Raw genomic sequence first — 22,652 nt, forward strand, 5'->3', positions numbered from 1 at the left:
CTCCTCGGAGGGCCGCCACCGCCGTTTCCGTCGCGCCCGCCGCGCCCGCCCGCGGCGAAGAGGTACAGACCGTTGCGGGGTCCTCCTCGTCCCGGCGGGACGGGTGCGGCAGGATGTCCGGCATGACGTCGAGCGATCGTGACGAAACCGCCGGGCCGGACGGGTCCGGCGCCGCCGCAGGGCCCCTCCCGGCAGCCGTCGCCACGGCCGCGCCGCCGGCCAACACCGTGGTCGTGCCGGCCGACGAGGACCCGGTGGCGGCGGCCGGCAGCGAGGTGTTCGGCGGGCCCCCGGGCCGCCGGGCGCTGCTCGGCGTCTCCTGGTGGGTCCCGGCGCGCTTCCTGGCGCTCGCGGTGATCGTGGTGTCGGTGCTCGGGATGGTGCAGAAGCTGCCCTGCTACGAGCAGGCCTGGTTCCAGCCGGGCTCGCCGCAGTACATCCACGCCTGCTACAGCGACATCCCGCACCTGTTCTCCGGACGCGGCTTCGCGGCCGGGCTGCACCCGTACGTGGACCGCGTCCCGGGCTCCTCGGGGGACCTCCAGTACCTGGAGTACCCGGTGCTGACCGGCCTGTTCATGCAGGTCGCGGCCTGGCTGACGCCGGGCGGCGGGGACCAGCAGAGCCAGGAGCAGTGGTTCTGGGCGATCAACGCCGGGATGCTGATGGCCTGCGCGGTGGTCGCCGCGGTGGCGCTCTCCCGCACCCACCGGCGCCGTCCGTGGGACGCGCTGCTGTTCGCGCTGGCCCCCGTCCTGCTGCTCAACGGCACCGTCAACTGGGACCTGCTCGCGGTCGCCCTGGCCGCCGTGGCGATGGCCTGGTGGAGCGGTGCCCGCCCGGGCTGGGCCGGTGTCTTCATCGGCCTGGCCACCGCGGCCAAGCTCTACCCGCTGCTGCTGATCGGCCCGCTGCTGGTGCTCTGCTGGCGGGCCGGCCGGTGGCGTGAGTTCCGGGTGATGCTGGGCGGCGCGGTCGGCTCCTGGCTGGTGGTCAACCTGCCGATCATGCTGGCCAACTGGCGGGGCTGGTCGACCTTCTACGTGTTCAGCAAGCACCGCGGCGAGGACTACGGCTCGTTCTGGCTGATCCTGATGCAGCGCCGGGGCGCCGGGCTGGCCGACCTCGACGTCTACATCGGCGTGCTGATGGTGCTGGGCTGCCTGGCCATAGCGTGGCTCGGCTTCTCGGCCCCGCGCCGGCCGCGCTTCGCCCAGCTGGCCTTCCTGGTGGTCGCGCTGTTCGTGCTGGTCAACAAGGTGTACTCGCCGCAGTACGCGCTCTGGCTGCTGCCGCTCGCGGTGCTGGCCCGGCCGCGCTGGCGGGACTTCCTGGTCTGGCAGGCCTGCGAGGTGCTCTACACCCTGGGCATCTGGTCCCACCTGGGCCTGGTCACCGGCTCCAAGCAGCACGGGATCGGCGAGGGCTGGTACCACTTCGCGATCGGGCTGCACCTGCTGGGCACGCTGTACCTGGTCGTCCTGGTGGTCCGCGACGTCCTCCACCCGGACCGCGACCCGGTCCGCTGGGACGGCAGCGACGACCCCTCCGGCGGGGTGCTGGACCACGCCCCGGACGTGTCCGTGCTGGGCACCGCCCGCCGGCTGCGCGAGGAGGAGAGCTACGCCGGGTACGCGCCGGCCGGCCCCGAGCAGTGGCTCAACGAGCCCGAGCTGCCGGAGCCGGCCGAAAAGGCCTAGCGGGTCGGAAAGGCCTGGCGGGTCAGCGGTCCACCACGCGGTCGAAGTGCGTGGTGGTGTGCCGGACCTGGAGACCGAGCTCCTCGCCGATCGCCGGGGGCTTGGTCTCCCCGTCCAGGAAGAGCAGCGAGACCTGCATGTGCGGCGGCTCGGCGAACCACAGCTGCTTGCCGGCCCAGTGGAACGGCGACTTGGTCTTGTTGACGGTCGCCAGGCCGGCCCGGGCGATGCCCTTGGCCCGCGCCCCCATGCTCTGGAGGTACTTGGGCGCCTCCAGGCCGATGCCGTGCGCGGTGCCGCCGGCGACCACCAGGATGTGGCCGTCGGAGGGCGCCGGGTGCTGGCGGTAGCCGTAGCGGTCGCCCTTCTGCAGCGGGGTGACGTCCAGGACGGTGGCCCGGACCTCCAGTGCGGCGTGGTCGCCGAGCCAGAGCCGGGTGCCGATCCGGGCGCGGAAGACCGTCTCCGGGTAGCGCTGGGCCAGCTGGTCCATGCCGGCCGCGCCGAGGTGGCTGACGAACACGGTGTGCACCGGGATGCCGGCCGCCCGGGCGGTGTCCACCCAGTACGCGACCTCCTCGATCGGGCTGGAGCCGTCCGGCCGGTCCATCGGCAGGTGCAGCGCCAGGCCCTCGAAGGCGACGCCCTCCAGCTCGTTGGCGACGGTGCGCAGGTCGGCCGCGCTCACGCCGTGCCGGCGCATGGTGGTCATGCACTCCAGCACCACCCGGGCACCGTGCAGCGAGCGCAGCGCCTCCACGCTGGCCACCGTCCGGATCACCCGGGCGTGCGGCAGCGGGAGCACCTCCTCGCCGACCCGGTACGGGGTGAGCACCAGCAGCTCGCCGCCGTACCACTCGGCGGCGTCGGCCGCCTCGTACGCGGTACCGACGGCGAGCACCCCGGTGCCCAGCAGCGTCGCCTCCTCGGCCAGCCGGTGGTTGCCCAGGCCGTAGCCGTTCCCCTTGGCGACGGGCACCAGGCCGGGGAACTCGGCGAGGACGGAGCGCTGGTGGGTGCGCCAGCGTTCGGTCTCGAGGTAGAGCGACAGCGTCATCGGGTCAGCCTCCTCAGCGGCGGGACATGTAGAGGTCGAGGGCCTTGTGCAGCAGCTTGTTGAGCGGGAAGTCCCACTCGCCGAGGTACTCGGCCGCCTGGCCGCCGGTGCCGACCTTGAACTGGATCAGGCCGAACAGGTGGTCGTTCTCGTCCAGGGTGTCACTGATGCCGCGCAGGTCGTACACCCCGCCGCCGAGGGCGTAGGAGTCGCGCATCATCCGCCACTGGATGGCGTTGGACGGCTTGACCTCGCGCTTGTGGTTGGCCGAGGCGCCGTAGGAGTACCAGACGTGCTCGCCGACCACCAGCATCGTGGTGGCGGCCAGCGGCTCGCCCTCGTGGTAGGCGATGTAGAGCCGCATGCGGTTCGGGTCCTCGGCCACCAGGGCCTTCCACATCCGCTGGAAGTAGGCCAGCGGGCGCGGGGTGAACTTGTCGCGCTCGGCGGTGACCAGGTAGAGCTGGTGGAAGATCGGCAGGTCGTCGTAGCCGCCCTGGTAGACCTCGACGCCGCTCTTCTCGGCCTTCTTGATGTTGCGGCGCCAGAGCTGGTTGAAGTTCTTGTGGATGTCGTCCAGCGAGCGGTTGGCCAGCGGCACCTGGAAGACGTAGCGGGGCTGGACGTCGCCGAAGCCGGCGCCGCCGTCCTCGCCCTGCAGCCAGCCGGCCTTGCGCAGCCGGTCGGCCACCTCGAAGGCGCGGGCCTCGTACCAGTCGGCCTCGACGTCGCGCAGGCGCTTGGCCTGCTTGCCGGCGATGGCCTCCTTGATGGTGGGGGCGTTCCAGCGGCGGATGACGATCGGCGGGCCCATCTTCACCGAGAACGCGCCCTGCGACTTGAGGTGCGCCAGCATCGGGGAGAGCCAGCGGTCGAGGTCGCGGTCGAACCAGTCGATGACCGGTCCCTCGGGCAGGTAGGCGAGGTAGCGCTTGAGCTTGGGCAGCTGGCGGTAGAGGACCAGGCCGGCGCCGACGAGCTGGTCGGTCTCGTCGAACCAGCCGATCGACTCGGAGCGCCACTCGGCCTTCACGTCGCCCCACGACGGCACCTGCATGTGGCTGGCCGAGGCGCGGCTCCTGATGAAGGCGAGGTGCTCCTCGCGGGTGATCGTCCTCAGGCGCAGGCTCATGTGCTCGGTGCTCCTCGTCGTCGGGCTGCGGTGGCCCAGGTTCTCGGGCTGACCTTATCGTCCGGGGTCCGGGCGCCCGTCGCTGCGGGCACGGCGGCGCCCCCGTCGGGTACCTGTCTCCTCTGCAGATACGCGACGGGGGCGGCGAGGGTTCCGGGCGGGGCCTGTGGGCTCGGTCCCAGCGGTGCGGTCCGGGGGCGTGCGAGGGGGCGCGGGGGCTCGGTTCAGCCCCAGAGACCGCCGCGGGCGATGCCGAGGTAGAAGCCGATCGCGGCGGCGCCGAGTGTGATCATCAGGACGAAGCGCTCGGCGGTGGTGACCGAGACGAACATGCCCCACAGGCCCGTGACGATGCCGAACAGGCCGGTCCACGAGGTCAGCAGGTGCAGGTTGTGGAAGAACGAGGTGGCGAAGGCGATCACGCCCAGCACGGCGGTGACGCCCACCAGGGCGTTCTCGCGGGGGTGCGGGTGGCCGTCGGTGTTCAGGGTGAGGGCGGGCATGCGGTGGACGGACTGTGCCATGGGTCCCACCTCCTGGCGTGGAGACGAACGGGCAGGAATCCCGTTCCGTCCAGATTGCGGTGCTTGGGCCGCTCTCACAACCCCTATGCGTTTTGTTCGGCCGTCCGGGTGCAGGTAGGCTGTGCCGTCTGCACTGGTGTAGTTGTGCCCCCTCTGCACCCTCTACCGGGTGGATCCGCCTCCGGGCGGAGCGGGGGCCGATTGTCCGACCCGGCCGCTACGGTGGGCCGGAGTCGTCACTGCTCCGGTGCCGACGCTACGCACAACCCTCCTGCCACGGAGAGACCGTGGCCGCTGAGTCCAAAGGAGGTGGGTTACTCATGCGTCACTACGAGCTGATGGTCATCCTCGACCCCTCGGTCGAGGAGCGCGCTGTCTCCCCCCTGATCGAGAACTTCCTCACCGTCGTCCGCAACGCGGGTGGCAAGGTGGAGAAGGTCGACACCTGGGGTCGCCGCCGTCTGGCTTACGAGATCAACAAGCAGTCCGAGGGCATCTACTCGGTCATCGACCTCAAGGCCACGCCTGAGGTCGTCAAGGAGCTCGACCGCCAGCTGGGCCTGAGCGAGTCGGTTCTGCGGACCAAGGTCCTGCGCCCGGACACCCACTGAGCCACCTCTGAGGCCTTCGGGTCTCGGGTAGCTCGCGTCCGCTGTTTCACGTGAAACAGCGGTGAACGGACATCTTCCCGAGAGGTCATCACCACCATGGCAGGCGAGACCGTCATCACCCTCGTCGGCAATCTCGTCGACGACCCCGAGCTGCGCTTCACCCCGTCGGGTGCGGCGGTCGCGAAGTTCCGCATCGCGTCCACCCCCCGCACCTTCGACCGTCAGACGAACGAGTGGAAGGACGGCGAGAGCCTCTTCCTCACGTGCAACGTCTGGCGGCAGCCGGCGGAGAACGTGGCCGAGTCGCTGCAGCGCGGCATGCGCGTCATCGTGCAGGGCCGACTGCGCCAGCGGTCTTACGAGACCAAGGAAGGCGAGAAGCGGACGGTCTTCGAGGTCGAGGTCGACGAGGTCGGTCCGAGCCTGCGCTCGGCGACCGCCAAGGTCACCCGGGCCAACCGGTCCGGCGCCCCCGGTGGCGGCTTCGGCGGCCAGCAGGGTGGCGGCCAGGGCGGCGGCGGCAGCTGGGGTGGAAACTCCGGCGGCGGCGGCCAGCAGGGCGGCGGCAGCTGGGGTGGAAACTCCGGCGGCGGCCAGTCCGGCCCCTCCGACGACCCCTGGGCCTCCAGCGCCCCGTCCGGTGGAAACCAGGGCGGCGGCTGGGGTGCCCCGGCCGGCGGCGGTGGCGGCTACTCGGAAGAGCCCCCGTTCTAAGAGCTGACAGATTTCGTGCGGCCCGGCCGCCGGCGTCCCCGGACGCCCGCCGGGCCGTGAACCCCAAATGGAGCACACAATGGCGAAGCCGCCTGCTCGCAAGCCGAAGAAGAAGGTTTGCGTCTTCTGCAAGGACAAGGTCAACTACGTTGACTACAAGGACACGAACCTGCTGCGGAAGTACATCTCCGACCGCGGCAAGATCCGTGCCCGTCGGGTGACCGGCAACTGCACCCAGCACCAGCGTGACGTCGCCACGGCCGTGAAGAACAGCCGTGAGATGGCGCTGCTGCCCTACACCAGCACCGCGCGCTAAGAGAGGGTGACCAAGTAATGAAGATCATCCTCACTCACGAGGTGCCGGGTCTCGGCTCCGCCGGCGAGGTCGTCGAGGTCAAGGACGGCTACGCCCGCAACTACCTGGTCCCGCGTGGCTTCGCCATCCGCTGGACCAAGGGTGGTCAGAAGGACGTCGACGCCATCCGTCGCGCCCGGAAGATCCACGAGATCCAGACCCTCGAGGCCGCCACCGCGGTCAAGGGTCAGCTCGAGGGCGTCCAGGTCAAGCTGGCCGTCCGCTCGGGCGACGCCGGCCGTCTGTTCGGCTCGGTGACCCAGGCCGACGTCGTCGAGGCCATCAAGGCCGCCGGCGGCCCGGCCGTGGACAAGCGCGCCGTCGCGATCGCCTCGCCGATCAAGACCGTGGGCTCCCACAAGGTCTCGGTCAAGCTGCACTCGGACGTCGTGGCCAACCTCGACGTCGCCGTCGTGGCTGCCTGAGCTCCGTAGAGCACAAGGCCTGAGGGCCGGACTCCTCCGGGAGTCCGGCCCTCGGTCTTTTCCGGCCCGGTTCTCTTCGGGTCTCAGCCGCGCACCGCTCCGGTGACCAGCCACTTGCCGCCGCGGGCGCGCCAGGCCAGGAAGCCGGCCCGCAGCAGCATGAACAGGTTCATCGCCCACCAGAGCCCGGCCAGTCCGGTGCCGGTGGCCGGTACCGCCAGGGCCACCGGGACGAACACCGCCAGGGTGGCGAGCCCGGCCCAGGCCAGGTAGCGGCCGTCCCCGGCGCCCATCAGCACGCCGTCCAGCACGAAGACCGGGCCGGCCACCGGCTGGGTGAGCGCGAGCAGCAGCAGGGCGGTGTCCAGCTGGGCCCGGACGGCCGGATCGGGTGTGAAGAGCGGGACGTACAGCGGGCGGGCGACCACCACCAGCAGGCCGAGCACCAGCCCGGAGACGACGCCCCACTCGACCATCCGCCGGGTGGCGGCCCTGGCGCCGGGGACGTCCGAGGCGCCCAGGTAGCGGCCGATGATGGCCTGTCCGGCGATCGCGATCGCGTCCAGCGCGAAGGCCAGGAAGTTGAACAGCGCCATGGTGATCTGGTGGGCGGCGACCTGGTCGTCGCCGAGCCTGGCGGCGACCGCGGTGGCGGTCATCAGCACCGCGCGCAGGCTGATCGTCCGGACCAGCAGCGGGCCGCCGGCCCTGGCACTGGCCCGGATGCCCGCGGTGTCCGGCCGCAGCGAGGCCCCTTCCCGGCGGGCGCCGCGGACCACCACGACCAGGTAGGCGGCGGCCATCCCGGTCTGGGCGAGCACGGTGCCCCAGGCCGAGCCGGCCACCCCGAGCCCGGCGCCGTACACCAGGCCGGCGTTCAGGCCGATGTTGGCGGCGAAGCCCGCGACGGCCACCACCAGCGGCGTGCGGGTGTCCTGGAGGCCGCGCAGCACCCCGGTGGCGGCCAGCACCATGAGCATCGCCGGGATGCCCAGCGAGCTGATCCGCAGGTACGTCACCGCGTGCGGCGCGGCGGTCGCCGAGGCGCCCAGCGCGTCGGCCGCCCAGGGCGCCAGCACCAGGGTGAGGAGGACCACCGGGACGGCCAGGCCCAGGGCGAGCCAGATGCCGTCGATGCCCTGCTGCACGGCGCCCCGGCGGTCCCCGGCGCCGATCCGGCGGGCGACCGCCGCGGTGGTGGCGTAGGCGAGGAAGACGAACACGCCGGTCGCGGTGGAGAGCGCGGCGGAGGCGACGCCCACCCCGGCCAGCTGGGGGGTGCCGAGGTGGCCGACGATCGCCGAGTCGGCCATCAGGAAGAGCGGTTCGGCGACGAGTGCGCCGAAGGCCGGGACGGCCAGGGCGAGGATCTCCCGGTCGTGCCGGCGGCGCGAGGGCTTCGGGGCCGGGGTCGGGGGCGAGGCGGTCATGGGCTCCAGGCTACTCATCCACAGGTAATGGATGTAAGGGCCTAGTGACTATTACTCGAAATCTTGAGCGGCGCGGTTCGTCCGCTCTGCGCCCACAGCCGTTCGGAGGTGTGTGAAGAATTTCTCATGCACAGGACCGGGAAGAGGTAATCCCAGGTCAACAGGTTGACGGTGGATCGATTGTTCGGTTATCCACAGGGACGTCCACAGGGGTGTCCACAGCTTTGCGGCAGTTCTCCACAGGACGGGGCCGGTCATCCACACCCCCTGTGGATAACCGCCTTGGCGCAACGGCGTCCGGCGCCTTAGCGTGGGCCCTCCGCCCGACACTCCCGCCGCCCCGGCGTCCGTTTTGTCGGGACCGTGGCGTACAAAGAGGAGCGGCTCCGCTCCACCCAGCCACCGGCAAGCCCGCTCCACCTTCGCACCACTCGCTGATCGGGGAACACGCGTGACCGGCCCCCAGTACGACGACCACGACGCCCCGCCGCCGGAGGAGGACTGGCAGCCCGCCGAGGACCCCTTCCCGGCCGGCGCCTTCGACGACGCCCCCTTCCCGGACGGCCCGGGGGACCGGCTGCCGGTCTCGCGCGGCCGTGTCCAGGGCGGTCAGGGCGGTGGCCGTGACGGCCAGAAGGGCGGCTTCCAGAAGGGCGGCAAGGGCGACCGGAAGGACGGCGGCTGGCAGCGCCGGGACGAGGGCGGCGGCGACGGGGGCGGGGGCGTGGACGGCTTCGAGCGCGTCCCGCCGCAGGACCTGGACGCCGAGAAGTCCGTCCTCGGCGGCATGCTGCTCTCCAAGGACGCCATCGCCGACGTGGTCGAGGTGCTCAAGCCGGTCGACTACTACCGGCCCGCGCACGAGATGGTCCACGGCGCGATCCTCGACCTCTACGCCCGCGGCGAGCCGGCCGACCCGATCACCGTGGCCGGCGAGCTGACCAAGCGCGGCGAGCTCCAGCGCGTCGGCGGCGCGTCCTACCTGCACACCCTGGTCAACTCCGTCCCGACCGCGGCCAACGCCGAGTACTACGCCCAGATCGTGCACGAGCGCGCGGTGCTGCGTCGGCTGGTCGAGGCGGGCACCCGGATCGCCGGCATGGGCTACGCGGCCGAGGGCGACGTGGACGAGATCGTCAACGCCGCCCAGGCGGAGATCTACGCCGTCACCGAGCAGCGCACCAACGAGGACTACGCCCCGCTCTCCGACATCATGGAGGGCGCCCTCGACGAGATCGAGGCGATCGGCTCCCGCAACGGCGAGATGTCCGGCGTCCCCACCGGCTTCGCCGACTTCGACCAGCTCACCAACGGCCTCCACCCCGGCCAGATGATCGTCATCGCGGCCCGTCCCGCGATGGGCAAGTCCACCCTGGCGCTGGACTTCGCCCGGGCCTGCTCGATCCACCACAAGCTGCCGAGCGTGATCTTCTCGCTCGAAATGGGCCGCAACGAGATCGCCATGCGCCTGCTCTCCGCCGAGGCCCGGGTGGCGCTGCACCACATGCGCTCCGGGAACATGACGGACGACGACTGGACGCGGGTGGCCCGCCGGATGCCCGACGTCAGCGAGGCGCCGCTGTTCATCGACGACTCGCCGAACCTGTCGATGATGGAGATCCGGGCCAAGTGCCGCCGGCTGAAGCAGCGCAACGACATCAAGCTGGTCGTCATCGACTACCTCCAGCTGATGCAGTCCGGCGGCTCCCGGCGGGCCGAGAACCGCCAGCAGGAGGTCTCGGACATGTCCCGTAACCTCAAGCTGCTGGCCAAGGAGCTGGAAGTCCCGGTCATCGCGCTGTCCCAGCTGAACCGTGGTCCCGAGCAGCGCACCGACAAGCGGCCGATGGTCTCGGACCTCCGCGAGTCCGGCTCGATCGAGCAGGACGCCGACATGGTCATCCTGCTGCACCGCGAGGACGCCTACGAGAAGGAGTCCCCGCGCGCGGGCGAGGCCGACCTGATCGTCGCCAAGCACCGTAACGGTCCGACCGCGACGATCACGGTGGCCTTCCAGGGCCACTACTCGCGCTTCGTCGACATGACCCGGGACTGAGCCCGGGCCCCGTCCGGGGCGGTCAGACGGTGACGGTGGCGCGGAAGAGCGTGCCGCCGGTGCCGGAGAGGCGGGTCGGGGTGCCGGTGGCGGGGAGGAAGGCGGCCTGGCCGCGGGCCAGGTCCAGGACGGTGCCGTCGGCGGCGGTCAGCCGGGTGGCGCCCTCGGTGCAGAGCAGGATCTGCGGGGTGCGGCCGTCGATCTCGCGCCCGGCGCCGTCCAGGACGAAGCGGGAGAGCCGGAACTCGTCGATCGGGACGGGGTAGAGCTCCTCGCCCGGGGTGCCCTCGACCGGGGCCGGCTCCAGCGGCTCGGGGGCGCCGGCCTCGAAGACCACGACCTTCAGCAGCTCCGGCACGTCGATGTGCTTGGGGGTGAGGCCGGCCCGCAGCACGTTGTCGGAGTTGGCCTGGAGCTCGACGCAGACGCCGGACAGGTAGCCGTGCGGGACCCCGGCGCCCAGGTAGAGCGCCTGGCCGGCCCGCAGCCGGACGTGGTTGAGCAGCATGCCGGCGACCACGCCGCGGTCGTCCGGGAAGTCCTCGGCGATCCGGGCGTACGGGGCGTACTCCCCGTCCGGGTCGGTCGCCGCCAGCACCTCGACGGTCCGCCGGACGGTCTCCGGGTCCAGCGCGAGGGCCGCGGTCAGGGCGCCGCGCAGCGCCTCGGAGGTGTCCTCGGCGGCCAGCCGCCCGATCACCGGGGCGAGCCCGGGCACCCCGAGCCCGGTCAGCAGCCGGGCCGCGTCGGCGGGCCGCCGGAAGCCGCACAGGCCGTCGAAGTCGCCCAGCGCGCAGACCATTTCGGGCTTGTGGTTGGCGTCCCGGTAGTTGCGCTCGGGGGCGTCCAGGGGGATCCCGAGGGCGTTCTCGGCGGCGAAGCCGGCCCGGGCCTGGTCGAGCGTGGGGTGGGCCTGGATGGACAGCGGGATGCCCGCGGCCAGGACCTTGAAGAGGAACGGCAGGGTCGGGCCGAACCTGGCCACGCTCGCGGCGCCCAGCTCGCCCTCGGGGTCGGCCGCGATCAGCTCGTCCAGCCGGCGCGGGCCCTCGCCGCGGTCGGCGCGGGACGGGGCGCCGGGGTGGGCGCCCATCCACAGCTCGGCCTGCGGTTCACCGGTCGGCCGCTGCCCGAGCAGCTCGGGCAGGGCGGTGAGCGACCCCCAGGCGTACGGGCGGACGGTGTTGACGAGCCTGTCCATGCGCGCGGTCCTACTCCTTCGCAGTCTGGGCGGCCCCGGATGTCCCGAGTCCGGATCGCCGGGGCGGGCCCGGCGGTGCGGGCGGTCCGGGCACGGGCAAGGGAAACGACCCTAGCCGAACGGTGTCACCCACGGGGAAACGGTGGCCACCGGGTGGGAGTGCCACGGCCGGACCTGCGGTTCCCGGCGCGGTAGTAGGATGCCAGGACGCAGTAGCCTCCGCCCTGCGCGCAGTTCGCCACCGAGGTCCTCCCGGCGGGCTGCCGGCGGAGCCGCGTTCCAGAGTGCGGGCGCCGGTGTTCCGAGACCCCCCGTCATCGGCCGAGAGGTTTGTACGTGACCGTGAACCAGCAGAGTTTTGCTGATCTCGGCAAGGTCCTGGTGATCATCCCGACCTACAACGAGGCGGAGAACGTCGAGCGGATCGTCGGCCGGGTCCGTGCCGCCGTTCCCGAGGCGCACGTCCTGGTCGCCGACGACAACAGCCCCGACGGCACCGGCGAGCTGGCCGACAAGCTGGCCGTCGAGGACGAGCACGTCCACGTCATGCACCGCAAGGGCAAGGAGGGCCTCGGGGCCGCCTACCTCGCGGGCTTCCGCTGGGGCATCGACAACGGCTACGACGTCCTGGTCGAGATGGACGCGGACGGCTCGCACCAGCCCGAGGAGCTGGACCGGCTGCTGGGCGCGCTGCGCGGCGCCGACCTGGTGCTGGGCTCGCGCTGGGTGCCGGGCGGCCGGGTGGTGAACTGGCCGAAGTCCCGGCTGCTGCTCTCGCGCGGCGGCTCGACCTACTCGCGGCTGATGCTGGGCGTGCCGATCCGGGACGTCACCGGCGGCTACCGGGCGTTCCGCAAGGAGACCCTGCTGGGCCTGGGCATGGACGAGGTCGCCTCGGCCGGGTACTGCTTCCAGGTCGACCTGGCCTGGCGCACGGTGAAGGCCGGGTTCAAGGTCGCCGAGGTGCCGATCACCTTCGTCGAGCGCGAGCTGGGGGCGTCCAAGATGAGCCGCGGCATCGTGGTCGAGGCGCTGTGGCGGGTGACCACCTGGGGTGTCACCGACCGGCTGGCCAAGCTGCGCGGGTCCACCGCGAAGCGCTGACCGACCGAACCGTCCGTAGCCGAAGGGCCCGTCCACCGTTTCGGTGGACGGGCCCTTCCGCATGTCCGGGGGAGGTGCGCCGGGCGCCCGGGGGGCTCAGCAGCCGCTCCTGAGCACGCCCTCCGGCAGGTAGCGGTCGGCCCAGACCGCCAGTTCGGTGAGCGCGGGCTTGAGCGCGAAGCCGGCCTCGGTGAGCCGGTAGCTGACCCGCAGCGGCGGGCCGGCGTCGACCTCGCGGACGACCAGCCCGGCCTCGGCCAGCTCGGTCAGCCGGTCGGAGAGCATCCGCTCGCTGATGCCCGGGACGGCGCGGCGCAGCTCGGAGAAGTACGCGGGGCCGCCGTTGGTGAGGACGCCCAGCAGCATGCCGGTCCAGCGCTTGCCGAGCAGGGTGAACACCCGGGTGAGGGCCAGGTCGACGTTGCGGCACGGGCCGGGGCCCTCGGCGCCGCACGCGTCGGTGGCGATCGGGACTCCGTCGGTCACTGCCTCGTGCTCGGCCATGGGTCCAGCCTACTCGAACCCCTACTAGTGACTGTAGAAAAGTAAGCTGCTACCGTAATTGCAGTCGCAGCGAAATCAGCAGCTACTTATTATCTGGAGGCACTGCCATGCCCACGCTCCTGCACCTCGACTCCTCCGCGATCGCCGACGGCTCCGTCTCCCGCGAGGTCACCGCCGCCTTCCGCGCCGCCTGGCAGGCCGAGCACCCCGAGGGCACGGTGATCTACCGGGACCTCGCCGCCGACCCCCTCCCGCACCTCGACGTGCACGGCATCAGCGCCGGATTCGCCCCCGCCGAGGCCCACAGCGCCGAGCAGGCCGCCGCCTTCGCGCTGCGCGAGCAGGTGATGGCCGAGCTGGAGCAGGCCGACGCCGTGCTGATCGGCAGCCCGATGTACAACTTCACGATCCCGTCGACCCTCAAGACCTGGCTGGACCACGTGATCCTGGTCGGCCGCACCGCCGGCGAGACGCCCTCCGCCAAGGGCACCCCGGTCACCGTGGTCGCCTCCCGCGGCGGCTCGTACGCGCCCGGCGCCCCGCGCGAGCCGTTCGAGTTCGTCACCACCTACCTGGAGAAGGTGCTGACCGGCATGCTCGGGCTGGAGGTCGACTTCATCGTCCCGGAGTTCACCCTGGCGGCCGCCGTCCCGGCGATGGCCGACTTCGTCCCGAAGGCCGTCGAGTCCAAGGCCCAGGCCCTGGAGCAGGCCGCCCGCCGGGCCAAGGAAGCGGCCGCCCGAGCCGCGGTGTGACGTGCACCGGAGGCGCGCCCCACCGGGCGCGCCTTCCGCGCAATCGGCCGTCGGTGCTCCCATGCTGTAGGGCGCAGGGAATCCGACCGCCGACCAGAGGGAGCAGCCCGTGACGACGTCCCCGTCCGAGGAGAGCGCCGGCGCGGAGCGTGCCCAGGCCCGCCCGGCCGCGGGCGCGGTGCCGCCCGAGCCCGGGCAGCCGGCCCGGCCGCTGGAGGTCGCCGTCTTCACCGGCCCCGAGTCGGCCTTCTTCGCCACCTCGACACTGATCCTCGGCGAGCGGACCGCGATCCTGGTGGACGCCCAGCTGACCCGCAGCGCCGGGCGCGAGCTGGCCGAGTGGGTCGCCGGCAAGGGCAGACGCCTGCTCGCCGTCGTCGTCACCCACCAGCACCCGGACCACTACTTCGGCGCCGAGGAGGTGCTGCGGCTCTTCCCCGACGCGCAGCTGCTGGCCGCCCCGGCCGTGGTCGAGGGCATCCGGCGCACCGTCGCCGCCAAGGTCGCGCAGTGGAAGCCGGTGTACGGCGACGACATCCCGGACCACCCGCTGATCCCCGCCCCGCTGCTGCCGCAGCCGCTGATGCTGGACCGCCAGGTGATCCCCGTGCTGCTGCTCGGCCAGGCCGACTGCGGGGACTCCACGGTCGTCCACGTGCCGAGCATCCGCACCGTGATCGCCGGGGACTTCGTCCACAACGGCACCCACGTCTGGACCGCCGACACCACCCCGGCCCAGCGCACCACCTGGGGGCACAACCTCGGCCGGATCGCCGACCTCGGCGCGGACCGGGTGATCGCCGGCCACCGGGCCCCGGACCAGGGCGACGACGCCGCCCGGGTGCTGGCCTTCACCGGCGAGTACCTCCAGGACTTCGACCGGCTGCTGGCCGAGCACCCGGACGACCCGGAGGCGCTGGTCACGGCGATGAACGAGCGGTACGGGGAGCTGACCCTGCCGTCCTTCCTGCAGCTGGGCGCGGCGGCCAACACCGCCCGCGCGGCCGGGGAGCCCGAGGAGGACCGGGAGTCCGAGGAGGGCGACGGGCCCGAGCAGGCGTAGGGCGGATACTGGCCGCATGACGCCGTACGACGTGATCGTCCCGGCGGGCGGGGCCGCCCGGCGCCTCGGCGGGGCCGACAAGCCCGGGCTGACGGTCGGCGGGACCACCCTGCTCGACCGGGTGCTCGCCGCCTGCGCGGGCGCCCGCACCACCGTCGTGGTCGGCCCGGTCCGGCCGACCGCGCGCGGCGGCGTCCACTGGACCAGGGAGCGGCCGCCCGGCGGCGGGCCGGTCGCCGCCGTCGCGGCCGGGCTCGACCTGGTCACCGCGGACACCGTGCTGCTGCTCGCCGCCGACCTGCCCTTCCTGGACCGGCGGACGGTGGACCGGCTGGTCGCCGCCCTCGACCGGGCCGGGGCGCACGGGGACGCCGCCGTGCTGGTCGACGCGGGCGGCCGCGACCAGCCGCTCGCCGCCGCCTACCGCACCGCCCCGCTGCGCGCCGCGCTGGCCGCCCTCGGCGATCCCGCCGACCAGCCGCTGCGCCGCCTGGTCGGCGGACTGCCCCGGCTGCGGGTGGCCGACACCGACAACGTCGCCTACGACTGCGACACCTGGGAGGACCTGGAGCAGGCCCGCGAGCGCGACCGGACCTGAGGCGCACCGTCCCGGCCACCGACGTGTGAGCGAAACGACGCGCCCCGCACACGGGGCGAACACTTCGGGAAACCACCGATCAGGCAGCATGGGCGCATGGAGCGCACGCTGGATGACTGGATCGCCGAGGTCAAGGCCGACCTGGGCATCGACCTGGACGTCGACGTCCACGGTCTGCTCGACACGGCCCGGGTGGTCGCGCACGGGGTGGCCCGGCCGGCCGCGCCGCTGACCGCCTTCCTGATCGGCTACGCGGCCGCCCAGCGGGGCGGCGGGGCGGAGGCCGTCGCCGAGGCGGCCCGGCGGACCGAGGCCCTCGCCGAGGGCTGGGGCCCCGCCGACCGGCCGGGCGAGTCGTGAGCGCGGTCGGACAGCCGACCGTGGCCGCACCGTCCACCGGTCCCGGCGTGCTGAGCTGGCCCGGCGCCCGGGAGACCGCGCGCCGGGCCGGGCTGCGCCCGCTGCCCGGGGTCCCCGTCCCGCTGGCCGAGGCGCTCGGCCGCACCCTCGCCGAGCCGCTCGGCGCGCTGACCGACCTGCCCGCCTTCGACACCTCCGCGATGGACGGCTGGGCGGTCGCCGGTCCCGGCCCGTGGCGGGTCGCCGGCCGGGTGCTGGCCGGACGGGCCGAGCCGGCGCCGCTGGCCGACGGCACCGCCGTGGAGATCGCCACCGGCGCCCAACTGCCGCCCGGCGCCACCGCCGTACTGCGCCGTGAGCACGGGTGGACGGACGCCGCGCTGCTGCACGACCGCGGCCCGCGGCCGCTGACCACCGGCCAGGACATCCGCCCGCGCGGCCAGGAGTGCCGCCTGGGCGAGGAGTTGCTGCCGTCCGGCACCCCGGTCGGGCCGGCCGTGCTCGGCCTGGCCGCCGCCTGCGGCCACGACCGGCTGCCGGTCCGCCGCCGTCCGGAGGTCCGACTGCTCGTCCTGGGGGACGAGTTGCTCACCTCCGGGGTGCCCGGGTCGGGCCTGGTCCGGGACGCGCTCGGGCCGCTGCTGCCGCCCTGGCTGCGGGCCGCCGGCGCCGGGACGCCCGAGGTCGGGTACGTCCGGGACGACTTCGGGCTGCTCCGGGACGCGCTGCGGCACTCCACCGCCGATCTGGTGGTCACCACCGGCGGAACGGCCGCCGGACCGGTCGACTTCCTGCACCGGGCGCTCGCCGAGGCCGGCGCCCGACTGCTGGTGGACGGCGTCGCCGTCCGGCCGGGGCACCCCATGCTGCTGGCCGAACTCCCCGGTGGCCGCCACCTGGTGGGCCTGCCGGGCAACCCGCTGGCCGCCGTCGCCGGGATGGTCACCCTCGTCCTGCCGCTGCTGCACGCCCGCAGCGGACGGACCGTCGGCCCGCCCGCCCTCGCCCCGGCCGCGGCCCCGCTGGCCGGGCACCGGACGGACACCCGGCTCCAGCCGGTCCGGCGGACCGCCGAGGGCGTCCTGCCGCTGGCCTTCGACGGCCCGGCGATGCTGCGCGGGCTGGCCCGGGCCGAGGCGCTCGCCGTGGTGCCGCCCGGCGGGGCGGCGGCGGGGGAGACGGTCGAACTGCTGGAGGTGCCGTGAACGAGGGAACCGTCAAGAGCCGCGCGGCCGGCGCGGGGGCCGCCGGGGTGGGCGCATGAGCCGGATCCGACGCAACCTCGCGCCCGGCACCGAGCCGTGGGCGGACGCCGGGATCGTGCTGCCCGCCCGACGGGCCGAGCCCGCCGTGCGGCAGGTCGGCTCCCGGCTGCTGCTGGCGCTCGCCGTCCTGGTCGCCACCACGTTCATCGTCTACCTCGACCGGGACGGCTACAACGACAACGCCGGCGGCGGGCTGAGCTTCCTGGACGCGGCGTACTACGCCACCGTGACGCTCTCCACCACCGGGTACGGCGACATCACCCCGTTCAGCGACGGCGCCCGGCTCACCAACATCTTCGTGATCACCCCGCTGCGCGTGGTGTTCCTGATCATCCTGGTCGGCACCACCCTGGAGGTGCTCACCGAACGGACCCGCCTGCAATGGCGGTTGAACCGCTGGAGGTCCACCGTGCGCGAGCACACCGTCGTCATCGGCTACGGGACGAAGGGCCGCAGCGCCGTCGACACCCTGATCGGGCAGGGGGTGAAGAAGGAGGAGATCGTCGTCGTCGACCCGCAGCGCAAGGTGGTCGACGCCGCCGCCCAGCACGGCCTGGTCGGGGTGGTCGGCGACGCCACCCGCACCGACACCCTGGTGCGCGCCGGGCTGCCCACCGCCGCGCGGGTGGTGGTCGCGCCGGAGCGGGACGACACCGCCGTGCTGATCACGCTGACGGCCCGCCAGTTGAACAAGGCCGCCACCGTGGTCGCCGCCGTACGGGAGGACGAGAACGCGCCGCTGCTGCGGCAGAGCGGCGCCGACGTCGTGGTGACCAGCTCCAGTTCGGCCGGGCGGCTGCTCGGGCTGTCGATGCTCAGCCCGCACGCCGGGGCGGTGATGGAGGACCTGCTGACGTACGGCAACGGGCTGGACGTGGTGGAGCGCCCGGTCACCCGGGCCGAGGCCGGGCACAGCCCGCGCGAGTGCGCGGACCTGGTGGTCGCGGTGGTCCGGGGCCGACGGGTGCTCAACTACACCGAGCCGGAGGCCGCCGTGCTCCAGCTCACCGACCGGGTGATCGTCATCAAGTCCAGCGCGGCCGCGCCGACGGGCTGAGCCGCGCCCACGGGCGGGTCGAGCGTCGCCCACGGGTCGAGCCGCGCCGACCGGTTGAGCCGCGCCGTGGAACCGCCCCCGCCCGCAGTAGGTTCGGGGCATGCATGCGATGACGATTCCCGTACCCGGCGGTCCCGAGGCACTGGTCTGGGCCGAGGTGCCCGACCCGGTCCCCGCCGAGGGCGAGGTCCTGGTCGAGGTGGCGGCCACCGCCGTCAACCGCGCCGACCTGCTCCAGCGGCAGGGCTTCTACAACCCGCCGCCCGGCGCCCCGCCCTACCCGGGGCTGGAGTGCGCCGGGCGGATCGTCGCGCTCGGGCCCGGGGTGGCCGGCTGGGCGGTCGGCGACGAGGTGTGCGCGCTGCTGGCCGGCGGCGGCTACGCGCAGCGGGTCGCGGTGCCGACCGGGCAGCTGCTGCCGCTGCCCGCGGGGCTGTCCGCCGAGCAGGCCGCGGCACTGCCCGAGGTCGCCTGCACGGTCTGGTCCAACGTCTTCCTCACCGCGCACCTGCGGCCCGGCGAGACGGTGCTGCTGCACGGCGGCGCGAGCGGGATCGGGACGATGGCGATCCAGCTGGCCAAGGCGGTCGGCGCCCGGGTCGCGGTCACCGCGGGCGGCCCGGAGAAGCTGGCGCGCTGCGCCGAGCTGGGCGCGGACATCCTGATCGACTACCGCGAGCAGGACTTCGTCGAGGTGCTCCGGGAGGCCACCGACGGGGCCGGGGCGGACGTGATCCTGGACATCATGGGCGCCAAGTACCTCCAGCGGAACGTGGACGCGCTGGCGGTCAACGGGCGGCTGGTGATCATCGGACTCCAGGGCGGGGTGAAGGGCGAGCTCGACCTCAACACGCTGCTGCGCAAGCGCGGGGCGGTGATCGCCACCAACCTGCGCGGGCGGCCGCTGGCGGAGAAGGCGGCGATCGTGGCGGCGGTGCGGGAGCACGTGTGGCCGCTGGTCGAGTCCGGGGTGGTGAAGCCGGTGGTGGACCGGGTGCTGCCGCTGGCCGAGGTGGCCGAGGCGCACCGGGTGCTGGAGCGCGGGGAGCAGGTCGGGAAGGTCGTGCTGCGGGCCTGAGCACGGGGGACCCCGGTGGTGGGGCGGCGGCCGGACGGGTGTGAATTGCCCGAAATGCCGTAACGGCGGGCGCGTGCGAATCTGGTCCGGAGCAGTCCCGCCGCCGATCCCGCCCCCGGGCGCCGTCGGCCGTCGGAAGGACTCCGACCGTGGCCGCATCTCCGCACGCATCCCTCGGGCCGCTGCCCGTCGCGCCGCACCACCGTCGTCCGTCCCGCCGTTCTCCGGGTCGCGCCCAGCGGCTGTTCGCGGCGGCCGTGCTGGGGCTCACGCTCCCGCTGGCCGCCGCCTCGGCGGCGGTGGCGCTGCCCTCGCCGGGGGCGCTCCCCCTGCCGGCGGCGTATCCCTCGCCGGACGCGGGGACGCGTGCCGAGCCGGGCGGTGGGCCGGCCGCCGAGCAGGACGACGAAGCCGACGACGAACCGGGCGTCCCCGGGCCGGTGGCCGCGCCGCCGCGGCGACCGCTGCCGCGTCCGCACCCGGCCGGCAACGCCCCGCAGGCCCACCGGCACCACCTGGCCTCGCTGCCCGAGCGCTCCGACGCCGCCGTGGAGCAGGCCCCCGACCAGGCTCCCGAGCAGCTGCCGGACCAGGCCGCCGACCAGGCCGTCGAGCAGGCCCCGGAGCAGGCTCCCGACCAGGCTGCCGAGCAGACCCCGGAAGAGGCCCCGGACCAGGCCGTCGGGGCCGAGCAGCCGGAGGCCGACGGGGACGCCGCGGAGGCCGAGGCCCCCGGCGCGGCCGCCGTCCCGGACCCGGCCGCGGCGAACACGGCCGAGGCGGTCGCCGGACAGCCGGTCGCGGCCGTGGCCGGGGTGCCCGCGCTCTTCCCCGCCCGCTGGCAGGACGCCTCCACCACCCAGCTCCCGCTGGGCGTCGGCCTGGGCCTGATCGGCTGCGGCCTGGGACTGGTCGGCCTGCGGCTGCGCAAGGACTGAGTCCCGCCAGCGCCGGTGTCGCTGCTGCGGCGGCGCAAGGGCCGGGGGCGCGGCGCGCCCGGAGCGGGCCCGGGGTTTCGGCGGCCACGGAGCGGCGGACCGCCGTGCGCGGGGCCGGGGTGCCGTCGCCGGGCGGCCGGTGGCCGGTCGGCGGACCGGGTGCGGGAACTGAGTATCCGTACGGATTCCCGCAGGGCGTCCGGAGGCGTAGCGTCGTCACGGGTGGCGCAGGACGGCGGGACGACCGGGGGCTTCCGCCCGACCAACCCCAGTGAGAGAGAATGTTGTTCATGACGAATCCGATGAACGAGCGCCCGTCGCAGGAGCCCTTCCGGGCCGGCGGCGGGCAGTCGCAGGACGGCCAGAAGGTGCTGATCGTCGGACCGGACGGGCTGCCCGTGGGCCAGGGGTTCGCCGGTGCGGCTGGGGACGGGGACGACGAGGGCGACGTGCCGCGCGAGCTCCCGGTGACCGAGATGGTCGAGCAGCCCGCCAAGGTCATGCGCATCGGCAGCATGATCAAGCAGCTGTTGGAGGAGGTCCGGGCGGCGCCTCTCGACGAGGCGAGCCGGGTCCGGCTGAAGGACATCCACGCGAGCTCGATCAAGGAGCTCGAACTGGGGCTGGCTCCGGAGCTGGTCGCCGAGCTGGAGCGGCTGTCGCTGCCGTTCACCGACGACACCATCCCGACCGAGGCCGAGCTGCGGATCGCCCAGGCCCAGCTGGTCGGCTGGCTGGAGGGCCTGTTCCACGGCATCCAGACCGCCCTGTTCGCGCAGCAGATGGCGGCGCGGGCGCAGCTGGAGCAGATGCGGCGGGCGCTGCCGCCCGGGCTGCACAGCGGCGAGCCGGACGAGGACGAGCCGGGCCAGGGCCGCGGCATCCGCTCCGGCCCCTACCTGTAGCCGCACCCGGCGGTACCCGCCGGTAGGCGCCTCCGGGCCGCCCGGACCGCGGTCGGACCGGACGTACCACGACGATCCTCCCCGGCCCCGGGCCGCCGGGCCGGGCGGCCCCCGGGCCGGGACCGGCCCCGGCCCTGGACCGATCACCGTCGGCGCGAGCCGATACCCTGGCCCCTGTCGCCGGCCGGTGGAACCGCCGCGGCAGGGGCCCGCCAGGCCAGCGGGCCGGGCCCACCACGCACGGACGAGACCGAACGTCAGGTTGCGGCGAGCACGGCCGCGCCGAGGGGGAGCAGAGGACCATGAGCGAGCACGGCAACGCGGCGGTCGAGGGCTTCTCCCTGGGCAACGGCCGCTATGTGCTGCAGCGGCTGCTGGGCGAGGGCGGCATGGCCTCCGTGCACCTCGCCCACGACCGCGTGCTGGACCGGCAGGTCGCGCTGAAGAGCATGCACAGCGAGCTGGGCCGGGACGACTCGTTCAAGGAGCGGTTCCGCCGCGAGGCCCAGGCGGTGGCCCGGCTGGAGCACCCGAACATCGTCACCGTGTACGACAGCGGCGAGGACATCGCCCCGGACGGCTCCAGCACGCCGTACATCGTGATGCAGCTGATCGACGGCAACGGCCTGCGCGAGGCGATCAACGAGGCGGTCGGCCAGTACGGCGCGATGCCGGCCGAGGAGGCCCTGAAGGTCACCGTCGGCGTGCTGAACGCGCTGGAGGCCTCGCACGACATGGGCCTGGTGCACCGCGACATCAAGCCCGGCAACGTCATGTTCGACCGCAAGGGCAACGTCAAGGTCATGGACTTCGGCATCGCCCGTGCGCTGGAATCCGGCGTCACGTCGATGACGCAGACCGGCATGGTGGTCGGCACCCCGCAGTACCTCTCGCCCGAGCAGGCGCTCGGCAAGCCGGTGGACGCCCGCTCCGACCTCTACTCGGTCGGCGTGATGCTCTTCGAGATGATCACCGGGCAGCTGGTCTTCGACGGGGACTCGGCGTTCTCGATCGCCTACAAGCACGTCCAGGAGGAGCCGCCGGCCCCCTCCACCCTCAACCGCTCGATCACGCCCGAGGTGGACGCCTTCGTCGCCCAGGCGCTGCGCAAGGACCCGGCGCACCGGTTCCAGAGCGCGGCGGCGATGCGGGACGAGGCGGAGCGGCTGATCGCGGCCACCAAGGGCGGCGACAACGGGCACCGGCTGCAGGCCAGCACCCCGCTGGTGATCAACGAGGGCCCGCGCTCGGTGCACGCCGCTCCGCAGGCCCCGCAGACACCCCAGCCGCAGTACCTCCAGCAGGGGGCCCAGCAGTACCGGACGCCGCCGCCCGCCTACCAGACGCCGCAGCCGCAGGCCCCGCACACCCCGCACCCGCAGTACCTCCAGCAGGGCGGGCAGCAGTACCAGACCCCGCCGCCCGCGTACCAGACCCCGCGGCCGCAGGCCCCGCACACGCCGCACCCGCAGTACCTCCAGCAGGGGGCGCACACCCCGCCGCCGCAGCCGATGCCGCCGTACCAGCAGCCGAAGGCGCCCACCAGCGGCGGCGGCTGCTCGACGGCCGTGGTCGTGATCGGGATCATCGTCGGCGTGCTGGTGCTCGCGGGCATCATCATCGCGATCGTGGTCAACAAGGCGGACGAGAAGACGGGCGGCAAGTTCAGCCACGCGGACCGTCCCGCCGACGTGCTGGTCCTCGACCTCCCGGCCGACCGGAATGGCCTGCTCTGACGGTTTCCGGCAGGTTCGGGGGTACCACGGTCGTCCGCCGGAGGCGGTAGCGTTCGGGGATACGTAAGCGACAGGGCACCGCGA

At 73.6% G+C, this 22,652-nt stretch carries 21 protein-coding genes and 1 pseudogene; 16 read left to right on the plus strand and 6 right to left on the minus strand.

Going from position 1 to position 22,652, the window contains the following annotated elements; genetic code table 11:
- The first annotated feature begins 122 nt into the window (after positions 1 to 122).
- On the plus strand, positions 123 to 1,700 hold the full coding sequence (locus ACFRQN_RS23465; protein ID WP_380741869.1) for a glycosyltransferase family 87 protein: 1,578 nt from the start codon (positions 123 to 125) through the stop codon (positions 1,698 to 1,700).
- Positions 1,701 to 1,722: 22 nt separating this feature from the next.
- Here the strand turns inward: ACFRQN_RS23465 and ACFRQN_RS23470 are convergent, their stop codons facing one another.
- The 3 genes from ACFRQN_RS23470 to ACFRQN_RS23480 form a co-directional block, all read right to left on the minus strand.
- Complete coding sequence (locus ACFRQN_RS23470) at positions 1,723 to 2,757, minus strand: alanine racemase (protein ID WP_049651114.1); 1,035 nt, start codon at positions 2,755 to 2,757, stop codon at positions 1,723 to 1,725.
- Positions 2,758 to 2,770: 13 nt separating this feature from the next.
- Positions 2,771 to 3,889, minus strand: coding sequence for a peptidoglycan bridge formation glycyltransferase FemA/FemB family protein (locus ACFRQN_RS23475; protein WP_074001890.1), 1,119 nt, complete (start codon positions 3,887 to 3,889; stop codon positions 2,771 to 2,773).
- Positions 3,890 to 4,113: 224 nt separating this feature from the next.
- Positions 4,114 to 4,413: a hypothetical protein gene (locus ACFRQN_RS23480; protein ID WP_049651112.1), complete on the minus strand. Its 300-nt coding sequence runs from the start codon at positions 4,411 to 4,413 to the stop codon at positions 4,114 to 4,116.
- A 320-nt stretch (positions 4,414 to 4,733) separates the two neighbouring features.
- Between ACFRQN_RS23480 and rpsF the strand changes: the two genes are divergently transcribed.
- The 4 genes from rpsF (at position 4,734) to rplI (ending at position 6,518) form a co-directional block, all read left to right on the plus strand.
- On the plus strand, positions 4,734 to 5,024 hold the full coding sequence (gene rpsF, locus ACFRQN_RS23485) for a 30S ribosomal protein S6 (RefSeq protein WP_049651111.1): 291 nt from the start codon (positions 4,734 to 4,736) through the stop codon (positions 5,022 to 5,024).
- A gap of 96 nt (positions 5,025 to 5,120) precedes the next feature.
- Positions 5,121 to 5,738 (plus strand): single-stranded DNA-binding protein, encoded by a 618-nt coding sequence (locus ACFRQN_RS23490; protein ID WP_049651110.1) that lies wholly within the window; start codon positions 5,121 to 5,123, stop codon positions 5,736 to 5,738.
- A gap of 79 nt (positions 5,739 to 5,817) precedes the next feature.
- Positions 5,818 to 6,054, plus strand: a complete 237-nt coding sequence (rpsR, locus tag ACFRQN_RS23495; protein WP_030059640.1) for a 30S ribosomal protein S18 — start codon at positions 5,818 to 5,820, stop codon at positions 6,052 to 6,054.
- A 17-nt stretch (positions 6,055 to 6,071) separates the two neighbouring features.
- Positions 6,072 to 6,518 (plus strand): 50S ribosomal protein L9, encoded by a 447-nt coding sequence (rplI, locus tag ACFRQN_RS23500; protein ID WP_049651109.1) that lies wholly within the window; start codon positions 6,072 to 6,074, stop codon positions 6,516 to 6,518.
- An 83-nt stretch (positions 6,519 to 6,601) separates the two neighbouring features.
- On the opposite strand, the gene ACFRQN_RS23505 is transcribed toward rplI, so the two are convergent.
- Entirely contained in the window at positions 6,602 to 7,948 is a 1,347-nt protein-coding gene (locus ACFRQN_RS23505) for an MATE family efflux transporter (protein ID WP_049651108.1), read from the minus strand.
- Between the two features lie 451 nt (positions 7,949 to 8,399).
- Here ACFRQN_RS23505 and dnaB point away from each other — a divergent pair, with 451 nt between their 5' ends.
- Complete coding sequence (dnaB, locus tag ACFRQN_RS23510) at positions 8,400 to 10,004, plus strand: replicative DNA helicase (RefSeq protein WP_380741872.1); 1,605 nt, start codon at positions 8,400 to 8,402, stop codon at positions 10,002 to 10,004.
- A 22-nt stretch (positions 10,005 to 10,026) separates the two neighbouring features.
- Here the strand turns inward: dnaB and manA are convergent, their stop codons facing one another.
- The gene (gene manA / locus ACFRQN_RS23515) at positions 10,027 to 11,205 is read right to left on the minus strand and encodes a mannose-6-phosphate isomerase, class I (protein WP_380741874.1); all 1,179 of its coding nucleotides are present in this window, start codon (positions 11,203 to 11,205) and stop codon (positions 10,027 to 10,029) included.
- Between the two features lie 336 nt (positions 11,206 to 11,541).
- On the opposite strand from manA, the gene ACFRQN_RS23520 reads away from it, so the two are divergent.
- Positions 11,542 to 12,309, plus strand: a complete 768-nt coding sequence (locus ACFRQN_RS23520; RefSeq protein ID WP_380741876.1) for a polyprenol monophosphomannose synthase — start codon at positions 11,542 to 11,544, stop codon at positions 12,307 to 12,309.
- 96 nt (positions 12,310 to 12,405) lie between these two features.
- Here ACFRQN_RS23520 and ACFRQN_RS23525 read toward each other — a convergent pair whose 3' ends face one another.
- Entirely contained in the window at positions 12,406 to 12,813 is a 408-nt protein-coding gene (locus ACFRQN_RS23525) for a helix-turn-helix domain-containing protein (RefSeq protein ID WP_117488718.1), read from the minus strand.
- 107 nt (positions 12,814 to 12,920) lie between these two features.
- Here ACFRQN_RS23525 and ACFRQN_RS23530 point away from each other — a divergent pair, with 107 nt between their 5' ends.
- The 9 genes and pseudogenes from ACFRQN_RS23530 (at position 12,921) to ACFRQN_RS23570 (ending at position 22,568) form a co-directional block, all read left to right on the plus strand.
- A complete protein-coding gene (locus ACFRQN_RS23530; RefSeq protein WP_049651105.1) occupies positions 12,921 to 13,568 on the plus strand; it encodes an FMN-dependent NADH-azoreductase in 648 nt (215 codons plus the stop codon).
- A 109-nt stretch (positions 13,569 to 13,677) separates the two neighbouring features.
- On the plus strand, positions 13,678 to 14,631 hold the full coding sequence (locus ACFRQN_RS23535) for an MBL fold metallo-hydrolase (RefSeq protein WP_380741879.1): 954 nt from the start codon (positions 13,678 to 13,680) through the stop codon (positions 14,629 to 14,631).
- A 16-nt stretch (positions 14,632 to 14,647) separates the two neighbouring features.
- A pseudogene (locus ACFRQN_RS23540) lies at positions 14,648 to 15,589 on the plus strand (NTP transferase domain-containing protein).
- Positions 15,590 to 15,609: 20 nt separating this feature from the next.
- Positions 15,610 to 16,794 carry a molybdopterin molybdotransferase MoeA gene (locus tag ACFRQN_RS23545; protein ID WP_380741881.1) on the plus strand — a complete coding sequence of 395 codons (1,185 nt, stop codon included), beginning with the start codon at positions 15,610 to 15,612 and terminating at the stop codon, positions 16,792 to 16,794.
- 55 nt (positions 16,795 to 16,849) lie between these two features.
- Positions 16,850 to 17,911, plus strand: coding sequence for a TrkA family potassium uptake protein (locus tag ACFRQN_RS23550; RefSeq protein WP_117488713.1), 1,062 nt, complete (start codon positions 16,850 to 16,852; stop codon positions 17,909 to 17,911).
- A gap of 100 nt (positions 17,912 to 18,011) precedes the next feature.
- Positions 18,012 to 18,989 (plus strand): NAD(P)H-quinone oxidoreductase, encoded by a 978-nt coding sequence (locus ACFRQN_RS23555; RefSeq protein WP_049659602.1) that lies wholly within the window; start codon positions 18,012 to 18,014, stop codon positions 18,987 to 18,989.
- A 149-nt stretch (positions 18,990 to 19,138) separates the two neighbouring features.
- Positions 19,139 to 19,927, plus strand: a complete 789-nt coding sequence (locus tag ACFRQN_RS23560; protein ID WP_380741883.1) for a hypothetical protein — start codon at positions 19,139 to 19,141, stop codon at positions 19,925 to 19,927.
- A 290-nt stretch (positions 19,928 to 20,217) separates the two neighbouring features.
- On the plus strand, positions 20,218 to 20,832 hold the full coding sequence (locus ACFRQN_RS23565; RefSeq protein WP_198959330.1) for a bacterial proteasome activator family protein: 615 nt from the start codon (positions 20,218 to 20,220) through the stop codon (positions 20,830 to 20,832).
- A 302-nt stretch (positions 20,833 to 21,134) separates the two neighbouring features.
- Positions 21,135 to 22,568, plus strand: coding sequence for a protein kinase (locus ACFRQN_RS23570; RefSeq protein ID WP_380741885.1), 1,434 nt, complete (start codon positions 21,135 to 21,137; stop codon positions 22,566 to 22,568).
- Positions 22,569 to 22,652: the final 84 nt, after the last annotated feature.

The sequence above is a fragment of the Kitasatospora sp. NPDC056800 genome, assembly GCF_042789775.1.
Classification (GTDB): domain Bacteria; phylum Actinomycetota; class Actinomycetes; order Streptomycetales; family Streptomycetaceae; genus Kitasatospora.

What these genes read in the sequence shown, in the direction of transcription:
- rpsF (WP_049651111.1), top strand. Translation starts at nt 4,734, where the DNA reads ATGCGTCACTACGAGCTGATGGTCATCCTCGACCCCTCGGTCGAGGAG.
- ACFRQN_RS23505 (WP_049651108.1), bottom strand. Translation starts at nt 7,948, where the DNA reads ATGACCGCCTCGCCCCCGACCCCGGCCCCGAAGCCCTCGCGCCGCCGG.
- ACFRQN_RS23570 (WP_380741885.1), top strand. Translation starts at nt 21,135, where the DNA reads ATGAGCGAGCACGGCAACGCGGCGGTCGAGGGCTTCTCCCTGGGCAAC.
- ACFRQN_RS23490 (WP_049651110.1), top strand. Translation starts at nt 5,121, where the DNA reads ATGGCAGGCGAGACCGTCATCACCCTCGTCGGCAATCTCGTCGACGAC.
- ACFRQN_RS23565 (WP_198959330.1), top strand. Translation starts at nt 20,218, where the DNA reads ATGACGAATCCGATGAACGAGCGCCCGTCGCAGGAGCCCTTCCGGGCC.
- ACFRQN_RS23470 (WP_049651114.1), bottom strand. Translation starts at nt 2,757, where the DNA reads ATGACGCTGTCGCTCTACCTCGAGACCGAACGCTGGCGCACCCACCAG.
- manA (WP_380741874.1), bottom strand. Translation starts at nt 11,205, where the DNA reads ATGGACAGGCTCGTCAACACCGTCCGCCCGTACGCCTGGGGGTCGCTC.
- ACFRQN_RS23550 (WP_117488713.1), top strand. Translation starts at nt 16,850, where the DNA reads ATGAGCCGGATCCGACGCAACCTCGCGCCCGGCACCGAGCCGTGGGCG.
- ACFRQN_RS23465 (WP_380741869.1), top strand. Translation starts at nt 123, where the DNA reads ATGACGTCGAGCGATCGTGACGAAACCGCCGGGCCGGACGGGTCCGGC.
- rplI (WP_049651109.1), top strand. Translation starts at nt 6,072, where the DNA reads ATGAAGATCATCCTCACTCACGAGGTGCCGGGTCTCGGCTCCGCCGGC.
- ACFRQN_RS23480 (WP_049651112.1), bottom strand. Translation starts at nt 4,413, where the DNA reads ATGGCACAGTCCGTCCACCGCATGCCCGCCCTCACCCTGAACACCGAC.
- ACFRQN_RS23530 (WP_049651105.1), top strand. Translation starts at nt 12,921, where the DNA reads ATGCCCACGCTCCTGCACCTCGACTCCTCCGCGATCGCCGACGGCTCC.
- ACFRQN_RS23525 (WP_117488718.1), bottom strand. Translation starts at nt 12,813, where the DNA reads ATGGCCGAGCACGAGGCAGTGACCGACGGAGTCCCGATCGCCACCGAC.
- ACFRQN_RS23475 (WP_074001890.1), bottom strand. Translation starts at nt 3,889, where the DNA reads ATGAGCCTGCGCCTGAGGACGATCACCCGCGAGGAGCACCTCGCCTTC.
- rpsR (WP_030059640.1), top strand. Translation starts at nt 5,818, where the DNA reads ATGGCGAAGCCGCCTGCTCGCAAGCCGAAGAAGAAGGTTTGCGTCTTC.
- ACFRQN_RS23555 (WP_049659602.1), top strand. Translation starts at nt 18,012, where the DNA reads ATGCATGCGATGACGATTCCCGTACCCGGCGGTCCCGAGGCACTGGTC.